Annotated in this window: 18 protein-coding genes; 9 read left to right on the plus strand and 9 right to left on the minus strand. The window is 72.0% G+C overall.

What is annotated here, in order from left to right:
• Nucleotides 1–171: 171 nt before the first annotated feature.
• From FH715_RS28360 to FH715_RS22575, 3 genes are read left to right on the plus strand one after another with little or no spacing between them, the layout of a single operon-like run.
• Nucleotides 172–339 (plus strand): hypothetical protein, encoded by a 168-nt coding sequence (locus tag FH715_RS28360; protein ID WP_170184795.1) that lies wholly within the window; start codon nt 172–174, stop codon nt 337–339.
• A 52-nt stretch (nt 340–391) separates the two neighbouring features.
• Nucleotides 392–1,024 (plus strand): HhH-GDP family DNA glycosylase, encoded by a 633-nt coding sequence (locus tag FH715_RS22570; protein ID WP_139648238.1) that lies wholly within the window; start codon nt 392–394, stop codon nt 1,022–1,024.
• 30 nt (nt 1,025–1,054) lie between these two features.
• The gene (locus FH715_RS22575) at nt 1,055–1,396 is read left to right on the plus strand and encodes a DUF3140 domain-containing protein (RefSeq protein ID WP_139648240.1); all 342 of its coding nucleotides are present in this window, start codon (nt 1,055–1,057) and stop codon (nt 1,394–1,396) included.
• A gap of 47 nt (nt 1,397–1,443) precedes the next feature.
• Here FH715_RS22575 and FH715_RS22580 read toward each other — a convergent pair whose 3' ends face one another.
• Nucleotides 1,444–2,631 carry an MBL fold metallo-hydrolase gene (locus FH715_RS22580; protein WP_246108899.1) on the minus strand — a complete coding sequence of 396 codons (1,188 nt, stop codon included), beginning with the start codon at nt 2,629–2,631 and terminating at the stop codon, nt 1,444–1,446.
• Nucleotides 2,632–2,773: 142 nt separating this feature from the next.
• Here FH715_RS22580 and FH715_RS22585 point away from each other — a divergent pair, with 142 nt between their 5' ends.
• Nucleotides 2,774–3,286: a gluconokinase gene (locus FH715_RS22585; protein ID WP_139648244.1), complete on the plus strand. Its 513-nt coding sequence runs from the start codon at nt 2,774–2,776 to the stop codon at nt 3,284–3,286.
• An 80-nt stretch (nt 3,287–3,366) separates the two neighbouring features.
• Here the strand turns inward: FH715_RS22585 and FH715_RS22590 are convergent, their stop codons facing one another.
• From FH715_RS22590 to FH715_RS22615, 6 genes are all read right to left on the minus strand, one after another.
• The gene (locus tag FH715_RS22590) at nt 3,367–4,371 is read right to left on the minus strand and encodes a sugar phosphate isomerase/epimerase family protein (RefSeq protein ID WP_139648246.1); all 1,005 of its coding nucleotides are present in this window, start codon (nt 4,369–4,371) and stop codon (nt 3,367–3,369) included.
• 32 nt (nt 4,372–4,403) lie between these two features.
• Complete coding sequence (locus FH715_RS22595) at nt 4,404–5,567, minus strand: Gfo/Idh/MocA family protein (RefSeq protein WP_139648248.1); 1,164 nt, start codon at nt 5,565–5,567, stop codon at nt 4,404–4,406.
• A gap of 13 nt (nt 5,568–5,580) precedes the next feature.
• Nucleotides 5,581–6,633 (minus strand): substrate-binding domain-containing protein, encoded by a 1,053-nt coding sequence (locus tag FH715_RS22600; protein WP_139648249.1) that lies wholly within the window; start codon nt 6,631–6,633, stop codon nt 5,581–5,583.
• Between the two features lie 54 nt (nt 6,634–6,687).
• Nucleotides 6,688–7,638 (minus strand): ABC transporter permease, encoded by a 951-nt coding sequence (locus tag FH715_RS22605; protein WP_425472767.1) that lies wholly within the window; start codon nt 7,636–7,638, stop codon nt 6,688–6,690.
• Nucleotides 7,639–7,751: 113 nt separating this feature from the next.
• Nucleotides 7,752–9,275 (minus strand): sugar ABC transporter ATP-binding protein, encoded by a 1,524-nt coding sequence (locus FH715_RS22610; protein WP_139648253.1) that lies wholly within the window; start codon nt 9,273–9,275, stop codon nt 7,752–7,754.
• A 126-nt stretch (nt 9,276–9,401) separates the two neighbouring features.
• Nucleotides 9,402–10,589 (minus strand): ROK family transcriptional regulator, encoded by a 1,188-nt coding sequence (locus FH715_RS22615; protein ID WP_139648255.1) that lies wholly within the window; start codon nt 10,587–10,589, stop codon nt 9,402–9,404.
• Between the two features lie 628 nt (nt 10,590–11,217).
• Here FH715_RS22615 and FH715_RS22620 point away from each other — a divergent pair.
• The 5 genes from FH715_RS22620 to metG all read left to right on the plus strand — a co-directional run bounded on the left by FH715_RS22620 (nt 11,218) and on the right by metG (nt 18,861).
• Complete coding sequence (locus tag FH715_RS22620; protein WP_139648257.1) at nt 11,218–12,120, plus strand: phosphatase PAP2 family protein; 903 nt, start codon at nt 11,218–11,220, stop codon at nt 12,118–12,120.
• 356 nt (nt 12,121–12,476) lie between these two features.
• Nucleotides 12,477–13,676 (plus strand): transglycosylase family protein, encoded by a 1,200-nt coding sequence (locus FH715_RS22625; RefSeq protein WP_139648260.1) that lies wholly within the window; start codon nt 12,477–12,479, stop codon nt 13,674–13,676.
• Between the two features lie 324 nt (nt 13,677–14,000).
• Nucleotides 14,001–14,813, plus strand: coding sequence for an SAM-dependent methyltransferase (locus FH715_RS22630; protein WP_139648262.1), 813 nt, complete (start codon nt 14,001–14,003; stop codon nt 14,811–14,813).
• Nucleotides 14,810–16,945 carry a putative bifunctional diguanylate cyclase/phosphodiesterase gene (locus FH715_RS22635; RefSeq protein WP_246108900.1) on the plus strand — a complete coding sequence of 712 codons (2,136 nt, stop codon included), beginning with the start codon at nt 14,810–14,812 and terminating at the stop codon, nt 16,943–16,945. Before FH715_RS22630 ends, FH715_RS22635 begins: the two co-directional genes overlap by 4 nt.
• A gap of 176 nt (nt 16,946–17,121) precedes the next feature.
• Nucleotides 17,122–18,861, plus strand: coding sequence for a methionine--tRNA ligase (metG, locus tag FH715_RS22640; protein ID WP_139648264.1), 1,740 nt, complete (start codon nt 17,122–17,124; stop codon nt 18,859–18,861).
• 28 nt (nt 18,862–18,889) lie between these two features.
• On the opposite strand, the gene FH715_RS22645 is transcribed toward metG, so the two are convergent.
• Both FH715_RS22645 and FH715_RS22650 read right to left on the minus strand, forming a co-directional pair.
• Nucleotides 18,890–19,459 carry a GTP-binding protein gene (locus tag FH715_RS22645; protein ID WP_246108910.1) on the minus strand — a complete coding sequence of 190 codons (570 nt, stop codon included), beginning with the start codon at nt 19,457–19,459 and terminating at the stop codon, nt 18,890–18,892.
• Nucleotides 19,460–19,553: 94 nt separating this feature from the next.
• A complete protein-coding gene (locus tag FH715_RS22650) occupies nt 19,554–19,940 on the minus strand; it encodes a DUF742 domain-containing protein (protein ID WP_139648268.1) in 387 nt (128 codons plus the stop codon).
• Nucleotides 19,941–19,943 lie beyond the last annotated feature (3 nt).

The raw sequence follows: 19,943 nt of genomic DNA on the forward strand, positions 1-19,943 counted from the left end.
CACGGCAGGACAGGGGCGCGGGGAACTGCGCGAGCAACCACACACCGGAAGGCAGACGACAACCCACCCCAACCAGCACGGACCGTAGTCGCTCCGCCACCCCCTCCCCCCGGCAGGGGCACGTTTGAGCCGGACTCGACCGGGAACCCGCCGTTGTCGAGGTGATAAGACATGCCGGAATCGAGCCGGACGCTCACGAACTCGCCCGCTCACCCCACCCACGAGCCCCCCGGCCACCAGGAGTGGCGGCCGGTGTTGGAGGGGCGCGCCGCCGAGCGTGCCCTCGGCTCCGTGCCCGAACGGGCCGTCTTCGGGGAGCAGCTGCCGGAGACCGACTGACCCGTGGGGCGGCGCGGAGCGCGGGCCCCACCGCGGCGGGAGGAGAAGCGGGATGACCGCACAGACGAAACGCACGGCGCGGGCGCTGCTCGACCGCTGCGGCCAGACCTACGCCGCGCAGGCCGGCATCCGGTTGCGGGACACCCCGGCGCCGCTGTACCAGACGCTGGTCCTCGCCCATCTGCTGTCGGCCAGGATCAAGGCCGACGTGGCGGTGGCCGCGGCCCGGGCGCTCTTCGACGCGGGGATGCGCACGCCGCGCGCGATGGCGGACGCCAGCTGGCAGCGGCGGGTCGACGCGCTCGGCGTGGGGCACTACCGCCGTTACGACGAACGGACCGCGACCCAGCTCGGCGACGGGGCCCGGCTGCTGCTGGACCGCTACGGCGGCGACGTGCGGCGGATGCGTGAGGACGCGCCGTCCCGGCTGCGGGAGTACCCGGGCATCGGCGCGATGGGCGTGGACATCTTCCTGCGCGAGGTGCAGGCGGTGTGGCCCGAGTTCGCCCCCTACGTCGACGACAGGACCAGGGAGGGCGCCGGCCGGGTCGGGCTGCCGCGTTCGCCGAAGGCCCTGTCCGGATTGGTACGGCGCGCGGATGTCGCCCGACTCACCGCCGGCCTTGTCCGGGTATCCCTGGACAAGAGGTTGGCCAGGGACGTGACCGACCTGGCCCGCGCCTGAACCGTGCACCACCGGTCCTGGAGGCGGATGATGACCGACGCCGAGGCTTTCGAGATGGACGCGCTGTGGGCGGACTTCCACCGCGCGGTGAACATGACCTCGCAGGAGCTGGCCGCCTGGCTGCGGGTCAGCGGCGCGGGCGAGGAGGCCGAGCGCCTGCCGGACCGTGCCGGGCCCGCGCAGGGCCGCGGCGTCCTCGCGATCCTGCGGAAACGCCAGATGGATCTCACCGAGTCCGACATCGACCTGATGCGCGAGGTCGTGGACACCGTCAACAGCGAACGGGCGGCCGGCCCCCGGGAGGACCGGCCCGAGCCCGACTGGCGCTACCAGTTGATGTCGCTGGGGCACGACCCGCTGCGCGCCGGCTGACCGGCGTTGACCGGCGCCGGCGCGGCCCGTTCAACCACCCGTTTCGGTCAACCGTCGGCGGGGCGCGGCCCCAGCCGGGCCCGGCCCGCCCGCGCGGCGCGCGCCGGGCGGGCGACCGCCCGCCACCACGGGTCGGAGGGCGGCGGCGCCGCCGGCTCGACGGAACCGCCGGGCCGGGGCGCCGTGACCGGCACGCCCGCCTTCTCGGCGGCGGCGAGCGTCAGCTCCACCGGCTCGTCCCAGGAGTGCGGCCCCAGGTTGAACGTCCCCCAGTGCACCGGCATCAGCAGCCCGGCCTCCCCCTCCCCCGCGAGGTCGAGGTGGGCGCGGACGCCCTGCTCGGGCGTCATGTGGATGTCGGGCCAGAACCGCTCGCTGTAGGCGCCTATCTGGATCATCGTCGCGTCGAACGGGCCGTGCTCCCGCCCGGTCTCCGCGAAGCCGGGGAAGTAGCCGGTGTCCCCGCTGTGGTAGATCCGGTGCTCGGGGCCCGCGACCACCCACGACGCCCAGAGCGTCTGCCAGCGGTCGAAGAGGCCGCGCCCGCAGAAGTGCTGTCCGGGGGCGGCCGTCAGCGTCAGCGCGCCGACGCGGGTCGACTCGTGCCAGTCCAGCTCGGCTATCCGCTCGGCGGGCACGCCCCAGCGCTCCAGGTGCGCGCCGACGCCCAGCGGCACGGCGAAGACGGCGTCCCCGGCGACCAGCGCGCGGACCGTCGCCATGTCGAGATGGTCGTAGTGGTCGTGCGAGATCACGACCGCGTCCACGGCTCCCAGCTCGGACGGCAGGATCGGCAGCGGGTGCAGCCGCTTGGGGCCTACGAAGCCGAACGGGGAGCAGCGCTCGCCGAAGACGGGGTCGAAGAGCACCCGGTGGCCGTCGATCTCGGCGAGCACACTGGCGTGGCCCAGCCAGGTCAGCCGCAGCCCGGAGGCGGGCGGGCCGGCCTCGTCGCCCAGCCACGCCGGCCTGGCCAGCGGCGGCTGGCGCAGCGGGGTGCGCCGGCCGCGGGCGTCGTCCCCCGCCATCTGGCGCAGCACGCCCGGCATGTCACGGAGGCCGGTCATCCGGATCGGCCGGTCGTTGCGGAAGGCGCCGTCGCGGTACTGCGGCGAGCGGCGGATACGCTCCAGCCGCTCCCCGGTCGGCCGGGCGCCGAACGAGGCGGGGCGGAGTCGCGCCAGCGCGCCGGTCAGGGGCGCGCGGCGGGCGGGGGGCGTGCGGGGCTGGGACAACGCGACCTCCGGAACGCGGGTACCCGGAACGGGTATGTCCGTCAGCGTAGTTGATCGCTCCGACATTCCCCGGAGGGGTCCCTTCCGCTCGCTGTCCGGACGGTGTTTGCCGTGCGTCCCGGGGGCGGGCGATAGTGGGGGCATGACTGTAACCACCGTGGTCGTGATGGGTGTGTCCGGTGTGGGGAAGACCACGGTGGCACGGCCGTTGGCCGAGCGCCTCGGGGTGCCGTTCGCGGAGGCGGACGAGTTCCACTCGCCGGGGAACATCGCCAAGATGTCGGCCGGCACCCCGCTCACCGACGAGGACCGCCGGCCCTGGCTGGAGGCGATCGGCGACTGGCTGCGGGAGCGTCGCCGCACGGGCGAGGGCGGCGTGGTGACCTGCTCGGCGCTGAAACGTTCCTACCGTGAACTGCTGCGCGCGCGGGCCGGCGGGGAGGTCTTCTTCCTGCACCTGTCGGGCTCGCCCGAGCTGGTGGGCGAGCGGATGGCGCACCGCACCGACCACTTCATGCCGACGTCGCTGCTGCGCAGCCAGTTGGCGACGCTGGAGCCGCTGGGTTCCGACGAGCACGGGGTGGTGCTGGACGTCTCCCCCGGCGCGGACACGCTGGTCGACGAGGCGGCGCTGGCAGTCGGCCGGGGAGACTGAGCCGGCGGGCGAACGATGACGCCCGCGCGGCGGCCCCGGGTGCAGCGGGGCACGCCACGCGGGCGGACGGTCGCCTCGCGTCAGTCGCCGCCTCCGAAGGCGGCGTCGAACGAGGCGGTGGGCGGGGGATAGTCGTAGGCGCGCAGCCTGGCGAGCGCCTCGGGCGCGCCGGCCAGCCGGTCCATGCCGGCGTCCTCCCACTCCACGGAGATGGGGCCCTGGTAGTCGATGGACCGCAGCAGCCGGAAGACGTCCTCCCAGGCCACGTCGCCGTGGCCGGCGGAGACGAAGTCCCAGCCGCGCCGCGGGTCGCCCCACGGCAGGTGCGAGCCGAGGCGCCCGTTGCGGCCGTCGAGCCGGCGGCGGGCCTCCTTGCAGTCGACGTGGTAGATCCGGTCCCGGAAGTCGTAGAGGAAGCCGGCCGGGTCGAGGTCCTGCCAGACGAAGTGGCTGGGGTCGAAGTTCAGGCCGAAGGCCGGCCGGTGGTCGACCGCTTCGAGGGCCTGCTTGGTCGTCCAGTAGTCGTAGGCGATCTCACCCGGGTGCACCTCGTGCGCGAACCGGACGCCCTCGGCGTCGAAGACGTCGAGGATCGGGTTCCAGCGGGTGGCGAAGTCCTCGTAGCCGCGCTCGATCATCCCGGGCGGGACGGGCGGGAACATGGCGACCAGGTGCCAGATCGAGGAGCCGGTGAAGCCGATCACCGTGTCGACGCCGAACTTGGCGGCTGCCCGCGCGGTGTCCTTGATCTCCTCGGCGGCGCGGGTGCGCACGCCCTCGGGGTCCCCGTCGCCGAAGATGCGGGCCGGCAGGATGCCCTCGTGGCGCTCGTCGATGATGAGGTCGCAGACGGCCTGGCCCACCAGGTGGTTGGAAATGGCCCAGCACTCCAGGCCGTACTTCTCCAGCAGCGCCTTGCGGCCGGCCACGTAGTCGGGCTCGTTCAGGGCCCGGTCGACCTCGAAGTGGTCGCCCCAGGCGGCCAGTTCGAGACCGTCGTAGCCGAAGTCACGGGCCAGGCGGCAGACCTCCTCCAGGGGGAGGTCGGCCCACTGGCCGGTGAACAGGGTGAACTTACGGGACATGGGGTGCGTCTCCTTCCGTTGTGCGGCGGCGCTCACTCGGCGGCCGGGACGGGGGTGTGCACGGCGTTCTTCTCCGCGCTCTCCTCGATGGCGGCGAGCACCCGCTGCACCTGGAGGCCGTCGGCGAACGAGGGCCTGGGCTGGGTGCCGTCGGCGATCGCCTGCACCAGGTCCCTCGCCTGGTGGGCGAAGGTGTGCTCGTAGCCGAGCCCGTGACCCGGGGGCCACCAGCCCTCAAGGAACGGGTGGTCCGGCTCGGTCACCAGGATCCGCCGGAAACCGCCCTCGCTGGCCGGCTGGTCGTTGTCGTAGAACTCCAGCTCGTTCAGCCGCTCCAGGTCGAACGCCAACGCGCCGCGAGAGCCGTTGAGTTCGACGCGCAGCGCGTTCTTGCGGCCGGTGGCGAACCGGCTGACCTCGAAGGAAGCCAGCGCCCCCGAGGTCAGCCGGCCGCTGAACAGAGCGGCGTCGTCGACCGTGACCTGGCCGACCCCGCTGCCGTCCGGCAGCTCCCGCTCCTTGACGAAGGTCTCGGTGTGCGCCGAGACGCCGGTGATCAGCTCGCCGGTGAGGTGCTGCGTCAGGTCGACGACATGCGCGCCGAGGTCGCCGAGCGCGCCGGAGCCGGCCAGCTCCTTGCGGAGCCGCCAGACCAGCTTCAGCTCGGGGTCGGCTCCCCAGTCCTGGAGGTAGACGGCGCGGACGTGGCGCAGTTCGCCGATCCGGCCGTCGGCGACCAGCTTGCGCGCGAGCGCCAGCGCCGGCACGCGGCGGTAGTTGAAGCCGACCATCGTCAACTGGCCGCGTTCGCGCGCGGCTTCGGCGGCGGCGACCATGGCCTCGGCCTCGGCGACCGTGTTGGCCAGCGGCTTCTCGCACAGCACGTGCTTGCCGGCCTCCAGCGCGGCGATGGCGATCTCCGCGTGGCTGTCGCCGGGTGAGCAGATGTCGACCAGCTGGACGTCGTCCCTGGCGATCAGCGCGCGCCAGTCGGTCTCGGTGGCTGCCCAGCCGAGCTTGTCGGCTGCCGCGGTGGCCTTCGCCTGGTCACGGCCGCACACCGCGGCCATGACCGGCGAGAGGGGAAGGTCGAAGGCACGCCCGACGGTGCGCCACCCCTGGGAGTGCGCGGCGCCCATGAAGGCGTAGCCGACCATGCCCACACCGAGGGTCGGGCTTGTGGAGGGGTTTGGCATGGAGGAATCCCTGTCAGTTGAAACCGGTCGGCAGGTACTGCTCGACGTTGTCCTTGGTCACGACCGCCGAGTAGAGCTGGATGAAGGACGGGATCTCGAACTCGGCGAGCCCGCCGATCCCCTTCGCCTGGGCGCAGGCCCGCGCCAGGTCGATCGCCGATGCGGCCATCGTCGGCGGGTAGAGCACCGTGGCCTTGAGCACGGTGTTGTCCGCCTGGATGGCCTCCATCACGTGCTGGGAGCCGGCTCCGCCCACCATGAAGAACTCGTCGCGGCCGGCCTGGTCGATGGCGCGCTCGGCGCCCACGCCCTGGTCGTCGTCGTGGTTCCACAGGGCGTCGAACTCGGGGACGGCCTGGAGCAGGCCGGACATGACGTCCTGGCCGGACTCGACGGTGAACTCCGCCGCCTGGCGGGCGACCTTCTCGATGTTCGGGTAGTTCGCGAGCGCGTCGTCGAAGCCCTGGGTGCGCTGCACGGTGAGTTCGAGGTTGTCCGGGCCCGAGAGTTCGACGACCCTCGCCCCCTCCACGTCCTTGAGCTGCTCGCCGATGTAGTGGCCGGCGTTCAACCCCATACCGTAGTTGTCGCCGCCGACCCAGCAGCGGTAGGCCTGGGGCGTGTCGAAGACGCGGTCGAGGTTGATCACCGGGATGCCGGCGTTCATCGCGGAGAGCGCGACCTGGGTCAGCGAACGGCCGTCGGCCGGGAGGATCACCAGGACGTCGACCTGGCTGTTGATCAGGCTCTCTATCTGGCCGATCTGCTGCGCCGTGTCGTTGGAGCCCTCGGTGATCTCCAGGGTGACGTCGTCGTACTCCTCGGCGCGGCTCCTGGCGTGCTCGTTGATCGCGCTGAGCCAGCCGTGGTCGGCCTGCGGGCCGGCGAAGCCGATGGTGACGTCCGGTCCGGACTCCTCGTTGGAGGCGGCCTGGTTCCGCTCCGCGCCGTCGCTGTCGTCGTCGTTGCTCTCGTTGCTCGTACAGCCGGCGAGGAAGACCCCCGCGCCGGCGGCGGCTCCGCCGAAGAGGAGGCCTCTGCGGCCCAGTCCTGAGGGCATGTTCATGAGGAGAAACCTTCCGTGGTCAAAGGGAGCGGTCAGTCAGGGTGGTGCGGGTGCCTAGGTGGTGTGACTGGCGGATCGACGCTGGAGCAGCACGGCGGCCACGATGATGGCGCCGGTGGCGATCTGCTGGAAGGCGCTCTCCAGGTTGTTCAGCACGAACAGGTTGGTGATCAGCGTGAAGACGAGGACACCGAGCACGGAGCCGATGATGGTGCCGCGACCGCCGGTGAGGAGGGTTCCGCCGATGATGGCGGCGGCGATGGAGTTCAGCTCGTAGAGGTTGCCGTTGGTGTTCTGGCCGGAGCCGGAGAGCACGACGAGCATGAACGCGGCGATCCCGCAGCAGAGCCCGGACAGGGCGTAGAGCATCAGCCGCTGGCGCTTGACCGCGATGCCGGCGAGCCGGGCCGCCTCGGCGTTGCCGCCGATGGCCACGGTGCGGCGCCCGAAGGTCGTGCGGTTGAGCAGCACCCAGCCGAGGGCGGTGATCACGGCGAAGATGATGACCAGCGGGGGTATGCCCAGGATGTAGGAGTCGCGCCGGCCGAGGTCGAGCACCGAGTCGACGGTGACCATCTGGGTGGAGCCGCCGGTGATCTCCAGGGAGAGACCGCGCGCCGAGACCATCATGGCGAGGGTGGCGACGAAGGGCACCATCGGCCCGTAGGCGATCAGCACTCCGTTGACCAGTCCGCAGCCGACGCCGACGGCGAGGGCGCAGAAGATCATGCCGCCCATGCCGAACTCCTGGGTGGCGACCGTGGTGCACCACACCGAGGCGAGGGCGACGATGGCGCCGACGGAGAGGTCGATCCCGCCGCCGATCATCACGAAGGTCATGCCGACGGTGACGACACCGATCACGGAAGCCTGGGTGAGCACCAGTTGGAGATTGTTGGTGTCCAGGAACTGATCGCCCGCGGTGATCGCGCCGATCACGCAGAGGATGGCCAGCACGCCGAGCAGCGACAGGGTGTGCAGGTCGAAGAGCTTGCCGAGGACCAGCCTCGGCCCCTGGCCCGGTCCCTTGTCCCCGGTGGCGGCGGCCGGGGGCGGGCCCGGTGGCGCCGGCTTGTCGAGCGAGGCGGTCGCGGACGGTTCTGGGGTGGCGCCAGTGGTCACGCCTGGCTCCCTTCCATGACGAGGTCGAGAACCCGGTGCTCGTCGAGCTCCCGGGCCGGTGCGGTGTGCACCACCTGGCCCTCCCGCAGCACCAGCACCCGGTCGGCGAGCCCGAGGACCTCGGGTATCTCGCTGGAGACCAGCAGGACGGCGACGCCGTCGTCTGCCAGGCGGCGGATCAGGGTGTACAGCTCGGACCTGGCGCCGACGTCCACCCCTCGGGTGGGCTCGTCGAGCAGCAGGACCTTGCAGCGGCGGAGCAGCCAGCGGGCCAGCACGGCCTTCTGCTGGTTGCCGCCGGAGAGGGTGCGGATGGCCGCGTCCGGGTTGTCCGGCCGCAGCGACAGCTCCCTGATGTTGTCGTGCGCGGCGGCGCGTTCGCCGGAGCGGTCGAGCCAGCCGCCCCTGGAGAAGCGGGGCAGCGAGGAGATCGAGACGTTGCGGGTCACCGACTCCAGCATGAACAGCGCCTGCGCCTTGCGTTCCTCGGGCGCGAGCCCGAGGCCGGCGCGGACGGCGGAGATGACGCTGCCGGGGCGCAGCCTCTTGCCCTCGACGCGCACCGTTCCGCCGGTGGGTGTCCTGGCGCCGTAGAGCGTCTCCAGGATCTCGGAGCGGCCCGAGCCGACGAGGCCGGCGAGGCCGACGATCTCGCCGGGCCGGATCTCCAGGTCGAGAGGGTCGAACTCCCCCGCGCGGGAGAGCCCTTCGGCGACGAGCACGGGCTCGCCGCCCTCCGCGTCGTCGAACGGCGTGGCGCGCCGCGGGAAGGAGTGCTCGACGTCGCGGCCGGTCATCAGGGCCACGATGTCCTTGGTCGCGGTCTCCTTGGCGGGCAGTCCCCGCGCGACGGCGCGGCCGTCCTTCAGCACGGTGACCCGGTCGCCGATGCGGCGGATCTCCTCCAGCCGGTGCGAGATGTAGACGACGGCCACGTTGTCGGCCGTCAGGTTCTCCACGATGCGGAAGAGGTTGCCGACCTCGTCGGGGTCGAGCACGGCCGACGGCTCGTCCATCACGATGAGTTGGGTGTCGTGGGAGAGCGCCCTGGCCATGCTGACGATCTGCTGGCCGGCGGATGAGAGGTCGCCGACGATGGTGTCGGGGTGGATCTCCGGGTGGCCGAGCCTGGTGAGGAGTTCGGAGGTGCGGGTCCTGGCCTCGCCCCGGCGCACGAAGCCGGCGGTCGCCCTCTCGTGGCCCAGGTGCACGTTCTCGGCGACCGAGAGGTGCAGCACCAGGTCGAGTTCCTGGTAGATGGTCGAGATGCCCAGGCGCATCGCCGAGACCGGGTTGGAGAGGGTGACCTGCTCCCCCTGCCAGGTGATCTCGCCGGTGTCCGGCTGGTGGGCACCGGCGACGACCTTGATCAGCGTGGACTTGCCCGCGCCGTTCTGGCCCAGCAGGCAGTGCACCTCGCCCGGCAGCACCTCCAGGTCCACCCCGTCCAGGGCACGGACCCCGGGGAAGGACTTGGTGATGCCGGAGAGGGTGAGTATCGGTGGTGGCGCGCTTGCCATGCTGGTCTCCTGGGCAACGGTGCCGGTGCGCGGACATGCGGGGGTAGGGCTGCGGCGGTGCTGGTGGTGCGCCGGCCGTCAGGGGCCGACCGGGCCCGCGTGCGGCCCGGGGTGAGTCGGTGCGGCTCAGGTCGGGGTGTAGCTGAACAGGTGGTCGCTGATCAGGCGGGCGGCGCCGGTCACCCCGGCGACGGGCCCGAGTTCGCCGAGGACGATGGGCAGGTTGCCGGTGGCCAGCGGCAGGGACTGCCGGTAGACCTGGGTGCGGATGCTGGCGAGCAGGGTGTGGCCGAGGCCGGTCACTCCGCCGCCGATCACCACGAGCGCGGGGTTGAAGAAGCTGACCAGGGCCGCGATCACCTGTCCGGTGCGCGCGCCGCCCTGGCGAATGAGGTCGAGCGAGGCGACGTCGCCCGCGGCGGCGGCCCCGGCGACGTCGGAGGCGGTCAGCGTGCCGGCCGCCTCCAGCCGCGAGGCCAGCTCGACGGAACGGCCGTCCCTCGCCGCCTGTTCGGCGTCCCTGGCGAGCGCGGCGCCGCCGAAGTACGCCTCCAGGCAGCCCCGGTTGCCGCAGGGGCACTGCCGCCCGTCGGACTCGACCTGGATGTGTCCGATGTCGCCGGCGCTGCCGGTGGCGCCGCGGTGGACCTTGCCGTCGGCCACGACACCGCAGCCGATGCCGGTGCCGATCTTGACGCAGATGAAGTCCTGGACGGAGTGGGCGACTCCGGCGTGCCGCTCGCCCAGCGCCATCAGGTTCACGTCGTTGTCGACCATGATGGGGCAGCCCAGCTCCTGGCTGAGCACCTCGCGGACGGGGAAGCCGTCCCACCCGGGCATGATCGGGGGCGCGACCGGCACCCCGTCGGGGAAGCGCACCGGCCCCGGGACGCCGATGCCGGCGCCGTCGAAGTGCTCGGCGAGGCCGGCGTTCCGCAGCTTCCCCGCCATGGACAGGACCTGCTCGAAGACCGCGACGGGCCCCTCGCGGACGTCCATCCGCTCGGTGAGGTGGCCGAGGATCTCCAACTCCGGCCCGGTGACGGCCACGTCGAGGGACGTGGCGCCGATGTCCACGCCCAGGAAGCGCAGTTCGGGCGCGAGCCGCACGTTGTGCGAGCGGCGTCCGCCCCTGGAGGCGGCGAAGCCGTCGCCGACCACGAGTCCCGTCTGGAGCAGGCGGTCGATCTCCACGGCCAGCTTGGAACGCGACAGCTCGATCTGGTCGCCGAGCTGCGCCCTGGAACTGGGGCCCGCGTCCCGCAGCAGCCGAAGCAGCCGCGCCTGGTGCGCGTTCGCGGGCCGAGCCGTCATGCGCCTCACGCTGCCCCTCCCGCCACCGTCGGCATCGATCCCCGACACGAGGTCCGTACCGGGCTTGCCGAGGGAATGTAGCAGCGTGAAGGCGGGCAGGGAAGAAGTTCTGCATGAATCACTGAAACTTCTTCCTCGTTGAGGACAAAGCCTCCGAGGTCACCCTTCTGACCTGCGAAGATCTTCACCCTCCGCGCGTCGCCCCGCCGCCGCCCTCCGCCCCGTTCCGTTTTCCCCGCCTCCGCGCCCCGCCGGGCCGACGCCCGTCCGGGCGCGACCGGGACGAACGGGCACCCGGCCGGGCGTGAGCAGCCTGGTCCGCGCCCGAATCACCCGAACGGTGGGGGGCGCGTCGACGCCTTGAGGAGCGCAGGAGCGCGCGAGGGGGCTTCCGCTTAGGCGCGGAACCGGTCGTGAACGCCCCGTGCGCTCCACGTGCGGCCCTCGTGTGCTCCGGTCACCCGGGGGCGTCGAACAGGGGGAGCGCCGTAAACTCACCGAGGGGGAACCGAGGACCACGGGGGAGAGTAAGGGCGGGTTCCCTCGCGCCGCGCCAGACCGCGACCATCTCCTGCGTTCGGGAACACTGCCTATGCCTCGTAACGGAACGTCCCAGCTGATCCGCCGAATGCGGACGCCCCAGAGACCCGAGCAGAGCCGGCGCCCGCCGCTGGTCAGGGAACTCCTGCTCGTCAGCGTCCTCTACCTCGCCTACAAGCTGGGCAGACGTGTGGCCAACGGGCAGTTCGACGACGCCTACGCGAACGCCGAACGCGTCTGGGACCTGGAGCGGGCGCTCTTCCTGCCCAGCGAGGCATGGGTGCAGGAGATGGTGCTGCACAGCGAGCCGCTGATCCGCTTCATCAACGTCTACTACGCGACCGTGCACTTCCCGGCGACGGTGGCGTTCCTGATCTGGATGTACTGGCGGCGTCCGGGCTTCTACGTCTGGATCCGCTGGGTGATCACCTGGCTGACCGCCGGCGGCCTGGTGCTGCACCTGCTGGTGCCGCTCGCGCCGCCCCGGCTCTTCGACCGGGTGGACATGATAGACACCGGCGTCGTCTACGGCCCCGCCGTCTACGACAAGCCGGACCCGGACTCGATGGCCAACCAGTTCGCGGCCATGCCCTCCCTCCACGTGGGCTGGTCGGTGCTGGTCGCGGTCGGGCTGATCGTCGCCACCCGCAGCCGGTGGCGCTGGCTGTGGCTGGCGCACCCGCTGATCACGGTCACCGCCGTGGTCTCCACCGCGCACCACTACTGGATGGACGGCCTGGTGGCCTGCGCGATCCTCGCCGTGGTCGTCTACTTCCTGCGCCCCCCGCGCCGCACCCCGCTTCCGGTGGGGTCCGAGTCGGCCGCCCGCCGAGGGCTGAGCGCCGACGGCAGCCCGGTGGCGGCCGTTCCGACCACCGAGGTCACCGACGCGCACACGGCTCCCGAGGTCGGGGCCGCCGGCCCCTCGCTGACCAAGGAGAGACAGGAGTTGACCGGTCCCGACGCGGAGCTGTCCCCCAGGGACGGCTGAAAGGATCGAGAGGAAACAGCAGGTGGCGGGCGCCGGCGGGGCGCCCGCCACTTCGTTTTCCCCGCGGGATCCCCGGGGAGAACGAGGCCGGGAAAGGCCCGGTGGGCTCGTTCAACTTCGATCATTCCATCGTTGTTTATCGCTCAGAATCCGGCGGTCAACGCAGCGTTCAACGGGGTCGCCGACAAAAGTCGACCAGTACCGGACGAGAGCGTTCCCCGTGCCGGCCAACGCGTCACGTTCCGCTTTCACTCCCTTGCCCACGGCATTGTCGCGCCATATCGTGGTGCCCAACTTCCGTGTCCCAGAGGAGAACTGACGCGGATCACGGGTTTTCTCCGGGGAGGGGACGAGGAATGTCCGGACGTGGCCGCCACCGCCGCTATCGGCCCAGCGCGGTCTCCCGCGCCTCACTGACCGTGACGGCGGGCGGAGCGGGGTTGGCCCTTCCGCTGGTGAACGCCGGCGGCGCCGCCGCGGCCCCGGTGGAGACCTGGGAGATGGTCGCCGAGTGCGAGAGCAGCGGCGACTGGTCCATCGACACGGGCAACGGCTTCTTCGGCGGCCTGCAGTTCCAGCAGAGCACCTGGGAGGCGTACGGCGGCACGGAGTACGCGCCCCGCGCCGACCAGGCGACCAAGGACCAGCAGATAGCGGTGGCCGAGGCCGTGCTGCGCGGGCAGGGCCCGCAGGCGTGGCCGACCTGCTCCGTCGAGGCCGGGCTGACCAGGGACGGCGCCCCGCCCGAGATCACCCCGGAGGCCCGGCCGGCCACCGAGGCCGAGCCGGCGGCGGAGGAGGCCGCGGACGCGCGCCCCGCCTCGGCGAGCGTCGAGGCCCCCGAGCGCCACGAAGTCATCAGCGGCGACACCCTCTCCGGCATCGCCGACCAGCACCGGGTCGCCGGCGGCTGGCGCTCCCTCTACGAGCTGAACCGCGGCACCGTCGGGGGGAACCCGGACCTGATCTTCCCCGGGCAGCGGCTCACCCTCCAGCCGGGCGAGGCCGCCGAGGAGCCGGAGGACCGGTCCGACGAGGTCCAGGGCGACCGAGCCGAGGAGCCGACGCCCGACCCTGAGCCGGAACCGGAGCCCGAACCGGAGCCCGAGCCCGAACCGGAGCCGGAACCCGAACCCGAACCCGAACCCGCGGCGACCTTCCACTCCCCCGTCGACGCGGGCACCGGCACCGCCTACCGCGCCTCCGGAAGCTCGTGGTCACAGGGCTACCACACGGGCGTCGACTTCCCGGTCGCCACCGGCACCACGGTGAAGTCCGTGACCGAGGGCCAGGTCGTCTCCGCCGGCTGGGCCGGCTCCTTCGGGTACGAGGTGATCGTCCGGCACGCCGACGGCAACTACAGCCAGTACGCCCACCTCTCGGCGATCTCGGTCTCCGACGGCCAGCCGGTCAGCGCCGGCCAGCGCCTGGGCCGGGCCGGCTCCACGGGGAACTCCTCGGGCCCGCACCTGCACTTCGAGATCCGCACCGGCGAGTCGTTCGGCACCGACATCGACCCGGTCGCCTATCTCCGGACGAACGGGGTCAGCCTCTGACTGGCCGGCGCGGCGGCGAGGGGCCGGGAGGGGTGGCACGTACGTTCCTCCCGACAGGTTGGCCGAACTCGCCCCCGTGCGACACGAACTGACCGGCCGTGACCTCCCGGTTTCCGGATTCCCGCGGATCGCGGTCGTCCGGAATGCCCTCGGGATTCACCGGGAAGAGCTCCACGGTCGCACCCGCCAATCGGGACAGATGCTCCACTAACCCCCCAGCAGGGGGAGGTTGCCCTTCCGTTTCCTTCCCTGAACTGGCACTCGGTCAGTACTCTCGACCGTCGGGGCCAATGAGCGCGTATGCAGGGGACATTGGAGACGTCGATGGAACGACCCACCTGGGCGCCGCAGGGCATTGACCTGTCGGTGCCGAGCGTGTCGCGCGTGTACGACTATTACCTCGGTGGCTCGCACAATTTCGAGGTGGACCGGATCACCGCCCGCAGGGCCCTGGAGGCGTTCCCCGGCATCCCCAAGATCGTGCAGGCCAACCGCGCGTTCATGCGCCGCGCGGTGCGCTATGCCGTGGAGTGCGGTGTCACCCAGTTCCTCGACATCGGTTCGGGCATACCGACCTTCGGCAGCGTGCACGAGGTGGCCCGGCAGGCCGCCCCCGACGCCCGGGTGCTGTACGTGGACAACGACCCGGTCGCCGTCGCGCACAGCCGCGCCGTGCTCAGAGGAGTGCCGGGCACCGGCATCCTGACGGCCGACCTCCGCGAGCCGGAGGCCATCCTCGCCAGCCGGGAGGCCAGGGAGCTGCTGGACCCGAGACGGCCCACGGCGCTGCTGCTGGTCGCCGTGCTGCACTACCTCGACGACGAGGAGAAGCCGCACGAACGGGTGGCGGCCCTGCGCGACGCGCTGGCCCCCGGCAGCCTCCTGGTGCTCTCCCACGCCTCCGCCGACAACGGCCCGGGCACCGCGGAGCAGTGCGGCCAGGTCGTCGAGGTGTACCGGGACGGCGGCAGCCGCCTGGTGCTGCGCGCGGAGTCCGAGGTCGCGCGCTTCTTCGAGGGGTTCGAGCCCGTCGACCCGGGGCTCGTGCCGATGGGGCGCTGGCGCCCGGACGGACAGATCGAGGACGAGGATCCGATGGCGTTCAGCGGCATCGTCGGGGTGGGGCGCAAGGCGTGAGCGAGACCACCCCGACCCATCACCTCCCGCCGGACGGGCTGCGGCGGTTCGCCACCATCTGGTGCCGCGCGCTCTACCCGGCCACCGCCACCTCCATGACCAAGCGCGAGTTCGAGGACCTGCTGGTCGCCCTGAGCGAACGGCTGGCGATCGCGCTGCGCGCCAGGTCGTTCGACCCGAGCCCCGGCGTCTCCGTCGGCGAGGCGCTGGTCACCGCGCACTGCACCGCGCCCGAGGCGCTGACCCGCGCGCTCGGCGTGATCGACGCCTATCTGCTGCTCTACTGCGCCGACCCGGCCGTTCTCGGCCCGGACGAGGGCCGCAGCCGCTGCGCCAAGCTCCAGCACGCCATCGCGGCGGGCTTCGCCCGCGCGCTCCAGGAGCGCACCCGCAGTGAGCAGGAGGCGCTGTCGGTCGCGGCGCTCACCGCGCAGACGGAGATCGCCAACGCGCTCCACGAGAGCGAGACCCGCTTCCGCGCGGTCTTCCGTGACGCGGCACTCGGCATCGCCATCGCCGGCATAGACGGCGAGATCATCGACACCAACGAGTCGTTCGCCCGCATGATGGGCTCCGCCTCGCCCCCGCGCCGGCGCAACGTCCTGGACTGGACCCACCCCGACGACTCCCCCGAGGTCTGGCGGCTCCAGCGGGAGCTGATGCGGGGCGAGCGCGAGCACTACCAGGTCGAGAAGCCGTACGGCCGCACGGACGGCACGGTGCTGTGGACCAATCTCACGGTCTCGCTGCTGCGTGACGCCGAGGGCGAGCCGCGGTACATGCTGGTGATGGTGGAGGACGTCTCCGAGCGCCGGCTGCTGAACCTGCGGCTGCGCTACCAGGCGACCCACGACGCGCTGACCGACCTGCCCAACCGTTCGATGTTCTTCGAGCGGTTGGAGCAGGCGCTGGCCGCCGGCTCCTCGCAGAGCAGGGTCGGTCTGTGCTATCTCGACCTCGACGGCTTCAAGGCGGTCAACGACAGCCTCGGGCACGCCGTCGGCGACCAGCTGCTGATCGCGGTGGCCGAGCGGCTCCAGCCGTGCGCCTCGGGACCTGGCCAGATGCTGGCGAGGATCGGCGGCGACGAGTTCGTGGCGCTCTTCGTCGACCCGCCGACGGTGGACTCCGTGGCCGAGCTGGCCCGCAGGGCGCTGGACGCGCTGGCCACCCCGGTGACCGTCGGCGACCGCGAGCTGATGGTGCGGGCGAGCATCGGCGTCGTCGAGGGCCCCACCCGCCATCTCACCTCGGCCGAGGTGCTGCGCAGCGCCGACATCACCATGTACCGGGCCAAGGCGGAGGGCGGCAACCGCTACGCGCTGGCCGACCCGGACTCCGACGCGCGCGCCATCAGCCGCCACCACCTCACCCACCACCTCCCTGCGGCGTTGAAGGGCTGCGAGTTCTTCATCGAGTACCAGCCGCTGGTGCGGATGGAGGACGGCAGCCTGGAGGGCGCCGAGGCGCTGGTCCGCTGGAGCCATCCGCGGCACGGGGTGCTGGGGCCCGACCGGTTCATCCCGCTGGCCGAACACACCGGCCTGATCGTGCCGTTGGGCCGCTGGGTGCTCCAGGAGGCGGTGCGCCAGGCGTGCCAGTGGCAGGTCAGGGGCATCGGCGGGCCGCGACCGCTGCGGGTGAACGTGAACCTCTCCCCGCGCCAGCTGCACCACCCCGAGCTGGTCGAGGACACGGTCGCGGTGCTGGAGGAGGCCGGGCTGCCGCCCAGCGCGCTGTGCCTTGAGGTGACCGAGACGGCGATGATAAGAGCCGACGAGAACGAGCTGCGGCCGTTGCGGGAGCTGGCGGAGCTGGGTGTGGGGATCGCGCTGGACGACTTCGGCACCGGCTACTCCAACCTGGCCAACCTGCGGCGGCTGCCGGCCAACACCCTGAAGCTGGACCGCTCCTTCACCCAGGGGCTCCAGCGCGATCCGGCCGACCCGGTGGACCTGAAGATCGTGGAGGGCATCGTCTCGCTCGCGCACGCGCTGCGGCTTTCGGTGACGGTGGAGGGCGTGGAGACCTCGACCCAGGCCGAGCAGCTGCGGGAGTTGGGGTGCGACTCGGCGCAGGGCTGGTTCTACGCGAGGCCGGGCCCGCCGGAGCGGCTGCCCGAGGCGGTCTGAGCCGGGGCGTCAGCGGCGGGCGGGCACCGGCGGGCGCGGCGGGGTCCGGTGGGGCAAACTCCGTACGGTCGGCCGGTCGCGGCTCGGTAGGATGAACGCTGTCCATGGTGGTGTTTCGTCACCCTCGGTGACTCTTCATCGCCCGCTGATCCCTCTCACCATTGGAGCATCCGAGGATGGCCCGACACCTCATCACCAGTGCGTTGCCCTATATCAACGGGATCAAGCACCTGGGGAACATGGTGGGCTCGATGCTCCCCGCCGACGTCTACTCCCGCTATCTGCGCCAACGCGGCCACGACGTGCTCTACATCTGCGCCACGGACGAGCACGGCACGCCGGCCGAGCTGGCGGCCAAGGCCGCCGGGCTGCCGGTCGAGGAGTTCTGCGCCCAGCAGCACGCGGTGCAGAAGGGCGTCTACGACGGCTTCGGCCTGGCCTTCGACTACTTCGGGCGCACCTCCTCCCCGCAGAACATCGAGATCACCCAGCACTTCGCGCGGCGCCTGGCCGAGCACGGCTTCATCGAGGAGCGCTCCACCCGCCAGGTCTTCTCGGTCGCCGACGACCGTTTCCTGCCCGACCGCTACATCGTCGGCACCTGTCCCTACTGCGGCTACGAGGCCGCCAGGGGCGACCAGTGCGAGAACTGCACCCGGGTGCTCGACCCGACGGACCTGCTGGAAGCCCGTTCGGCGGTCAGCGGCAGCACCGATCTTGAGGTGCGGGAGACCACGCACCTCTTCCTGCTCCAGTCCACGCTGGAGCCCGAGGTCGAGGCGTTCGTCGAGCGGCACGCGACGGAGTGGCCGACGCTGGCCTCCTCCATCGCCCGCAAGTGGCTGACCGAGGGGCTGCACGACCGGGCGATCACCAGGGACCTGGAGTGGGGCGTGCCGGTGCCCGCCGACGTCTGGCCCGAACTGGCCGCCGAGGGCAAGGTGTTCTACGTCTGGTTCGACGCGCCGATCGGCTATGTCGGCGCCACCAAGGAGTGGGCCGACGCGGCGCCCGAGGGCGAGGAGCGCGACTGGCGCTCCTGGTGGTTCGAGGCCGACGACGTCCGGCACACGGAGTTCATGGCCAAGGACAACGTGCCCTTCCACACGGTGATGTTCCCCGCCACGCTGCTGGGCACCAGGGAGCCGTGGAAGCAGGTCGACTACGTCAAGGCGCTCAACTGGCTGACCTACTACGGCGGGAAGTTCTCCACCTCGCAGAACCGCGGCATCTTCACCGACCAGGCGCTGGAGCTGCTGCCCGCCGACTACTGGCGCTACTTCCTGATGGCGGCGGCCCCGGAGTCGGACGACTCGGCGTTCTCCTGGGAGCTGTTCTCCTCGGTGGTCAACAAGGACCTGGCCGACACCCTGGGGAACTTCGTCAACCGCGTGCTGTCCTTCTCCCGCAAGCGCTTCGGCGACGCGGTGCCCGCCGGCCACGAGCCGGGCGAGGCGGAGCGCGCGCTGGGCGAGGAGATCGCGGGGCTGCTGGCCGAGTACGAACGGCAGCTGGAGGCGCTCCAGTTCCGCAAGGCGGCGTTCGCGCTGCGCGCGCTGTGGAGCGCGGGCAACGTCTATCTGGAGTCGAAGGCCCCCTGGAAGGAGATCAAGGCCGATCCGGAGGCCGCGGCGCTGACGCTGCGCACCGCGATCAACCTGATCCATCTCTACGCCGTGGTCTCCGAGCCCTTCGTCCCGTTCACCGCCGCCGCGCTGCGGGGGGTCTTCTCCCCGGAGGACCCGGCGGTGGCGGAGCGCCTGGCCGAGCGCTGGGTGGACGCCGAGGCGGCCGGGGCGCTGGACGCGGTGCCGGCGGGGACGCCGTTCACCGTTCCGGACGTGCTCTTCGCCAAGCTGACCGACGAGGACCTGGACGGTTTCCGGGAGCGTTTCGGCGGCGCCGAGGAGGAGTGAGGCGGCGGTCCGCCTCCGCCGGCCGGGGTCAGCCTCGTCCGGCGGAGGTGGGCGGCTTCCGGTCCTCCGTCCCGCCCTCCCTGGCCTCGATCAGGTGGCGCACCAGGGAGACCAGCACCCGGGTCGCCGAGGCCGCCTTGCGCGCGTCGCAGGCGACGACGGGCACCCGTGAGTCCAGGTCGAGGGCGGCCCTGACCTCGTCGGCCGAGTAACGCACGGCGTGGTCGAACTCGTTGACCGCGACCACGAAGCCGAGCCCCCGCCGCTCGAAGAAGTCCACGGCGGGGAAGCAGTGTTCGAGCCGGCGGGTGTCGGCGAGCACCACCGCGCCCAGCGCGCCGTGGCACAGCTCGTCCCAGACGAACCAGAACCGTTCCTGCCCGGGGGTGCCGAAGAGGTACAGGACATGCTGGTTGTCCAGGGTGATCCGGCCGAAGTCCATGGCCACCGTGGTGGTCGCCTTGCGCTCGACGCCCTGGAGGCTGTCGGTGTCCGCGCTGAGCTGGGTCAGCAGCTCCTCCGTGCTCAGCGGCTCGATCTCGCTCACCGCCCCGACCAGCGTGGTCTTGCCGACGCCGAAGCCGCCGGCGACCAGGATCTTGGCCGTGGTGGGGAACGGGTCGGGACCGGCGGCGCCCTCGTCCCCTGGGCGTTCCCCCCGGCCCTTGTCGCAGCGGTTCTCGGAGCCGTTCTCAGAGCCGTTCGCGGAGTCCACGCAGGACCGCCTCCAGCAGGTCTCGGTCGGTATGGGGCGCGCCGGGGGCCTCCGGCGCGTTGACGGTGACGGCGCCGCAGGCCAGCAGGTCGCTGACGAGGACCTTGGTGACGGCCGCCGGCAGCCGCACCTGGGCGGCGAGTTCGGCCACGGAGACCGGGCCCGGGCAGAGCGCGAGCAGTTGGCCGTGCTCGGGGCCGACCGCGCCGCGTCGCGCCGGCCGGCCGGTGGCCCGCACCAGGGTCATCAGGTCGAGTGCGGTGGCCGGGCGGGTGCGCCCGCCGCTCGCCGTGTAGGGCCGCATCAGGCGCCCGGCCGCCTCGTCGAGCCAGGCGCCGGTGCCGGCGTCGCGCAGCTGGTCCATGGC

It is taken from the genome of Streptomyces sedi (genome assembly GCF_006335015.1).
Classification (GTDB): Bacteria; Actinomycetota; Actinomycetes; order Streptomycetales; family Streptomycetaceae; genus Streptomyces; species Streptomyces sedi.

Excerpts from the sequence above, each read along its gene's own strand:
- FH715_RS28360 (WP_170184795.1), top strand. The coding sequence starts at position 172 with ATGCCGGAATCGAGCCGGACGCTCACGAACTCGCCCGCTCACCCCACC.
- FH715_RS22570 (WP_139648238.1), top strand. The coding sequence starts at position 392 with ATGACCGCACAGACGAAACGCACGGCGCGGGCGCTGCTCGACCGCTGC.
- FH715_RS22575 (WP_139648240.1), top strand. The coding sequence starts at position 1,055 with ATGACCGACGCCGAGGCTTTCGAGATGGACGCGCTGTGGGCGGACTTC.
- FH715_RS22585 (WP_139648244.1), top strand. The coding sequence starts at position 2,774 with ATGACTGTAACCACCGTGGTCGTGATGGGTGTGTCCGGTGTGGGGAAG.
- FH715_RS22590 (WP_139648246.1), bottom strand. The coding sequence starts at position 4,371 with ATGTCCCGTAAGTTCACCCTGTTCACCGGCCAGTGGGCCGACCTCCCC.
- FH715_RS22595 (WP_139648248.1), bottom strand. The coding sequence starts at position 5,567 with ATGCCAAACCCCTCCACAAGCCCGACCCTCGGTGTGGGCATGGTCGGC.
- FH715_RS22600 (WP_139648249.1), bottom strand. The coding sequence starts at position 6,633 with ATGAACATGCCCTCAGGACTGGGCCGCAGAGGCCTCCTCTTCGGCGGA.
- FH715_RS22610 (WP_139648253.1), bottom strand. The coding sequence starts at position 9,275 with ATGGCAAGCGCGCCACCACCGATACTCACCCTCTCCGGCATCACCAAG.
- FH715_RS22615 (WP_139648255.1), bottom strand. The coding sequence starts at position 10,589 with ATGACGGCTCGGCCCGCGAACGCGCACCAGGCGCGGCTGCTTCGGCTG.
- FH715_RS22620 (WP_139648257.1), top strand. The coding sequence starts at position 11,218 with ATGCGGACGCCCCAGAGACCCGAGCAGAGCCGGCGCCCGCCGCTGGTC.
- FH715_RS22625 (WP_139648260.1), top strand. The coding sequence starts at position 12,477 with ATGTCCGGACGTGGCCGCCACCGCCGCTATCGGCCCAGCGCGGTCTCC.
- FH715_RS22630 (WP_139648262.1), top strand. The coding sequence starts at position 14,001 with ATGGAACGACCCACCTGGGCGCCGCAGGGCATTGACCTGTCGGTGCCG.
- metG (WP_139648264.1), top strand. The coding sequence starts at position 17,122 with ATGGCCCGACACCTCATCACCAGTGCGTTGCCCTATATCAACGGGATC.
- FH715_RS22650 (WP_139648268.1), bottom strand. The coding sequence starts at position 19,940 with ATGGACCAGCTGCGCGACGCCGGCACCGGCGCCTGGCTCGACGAGGCG.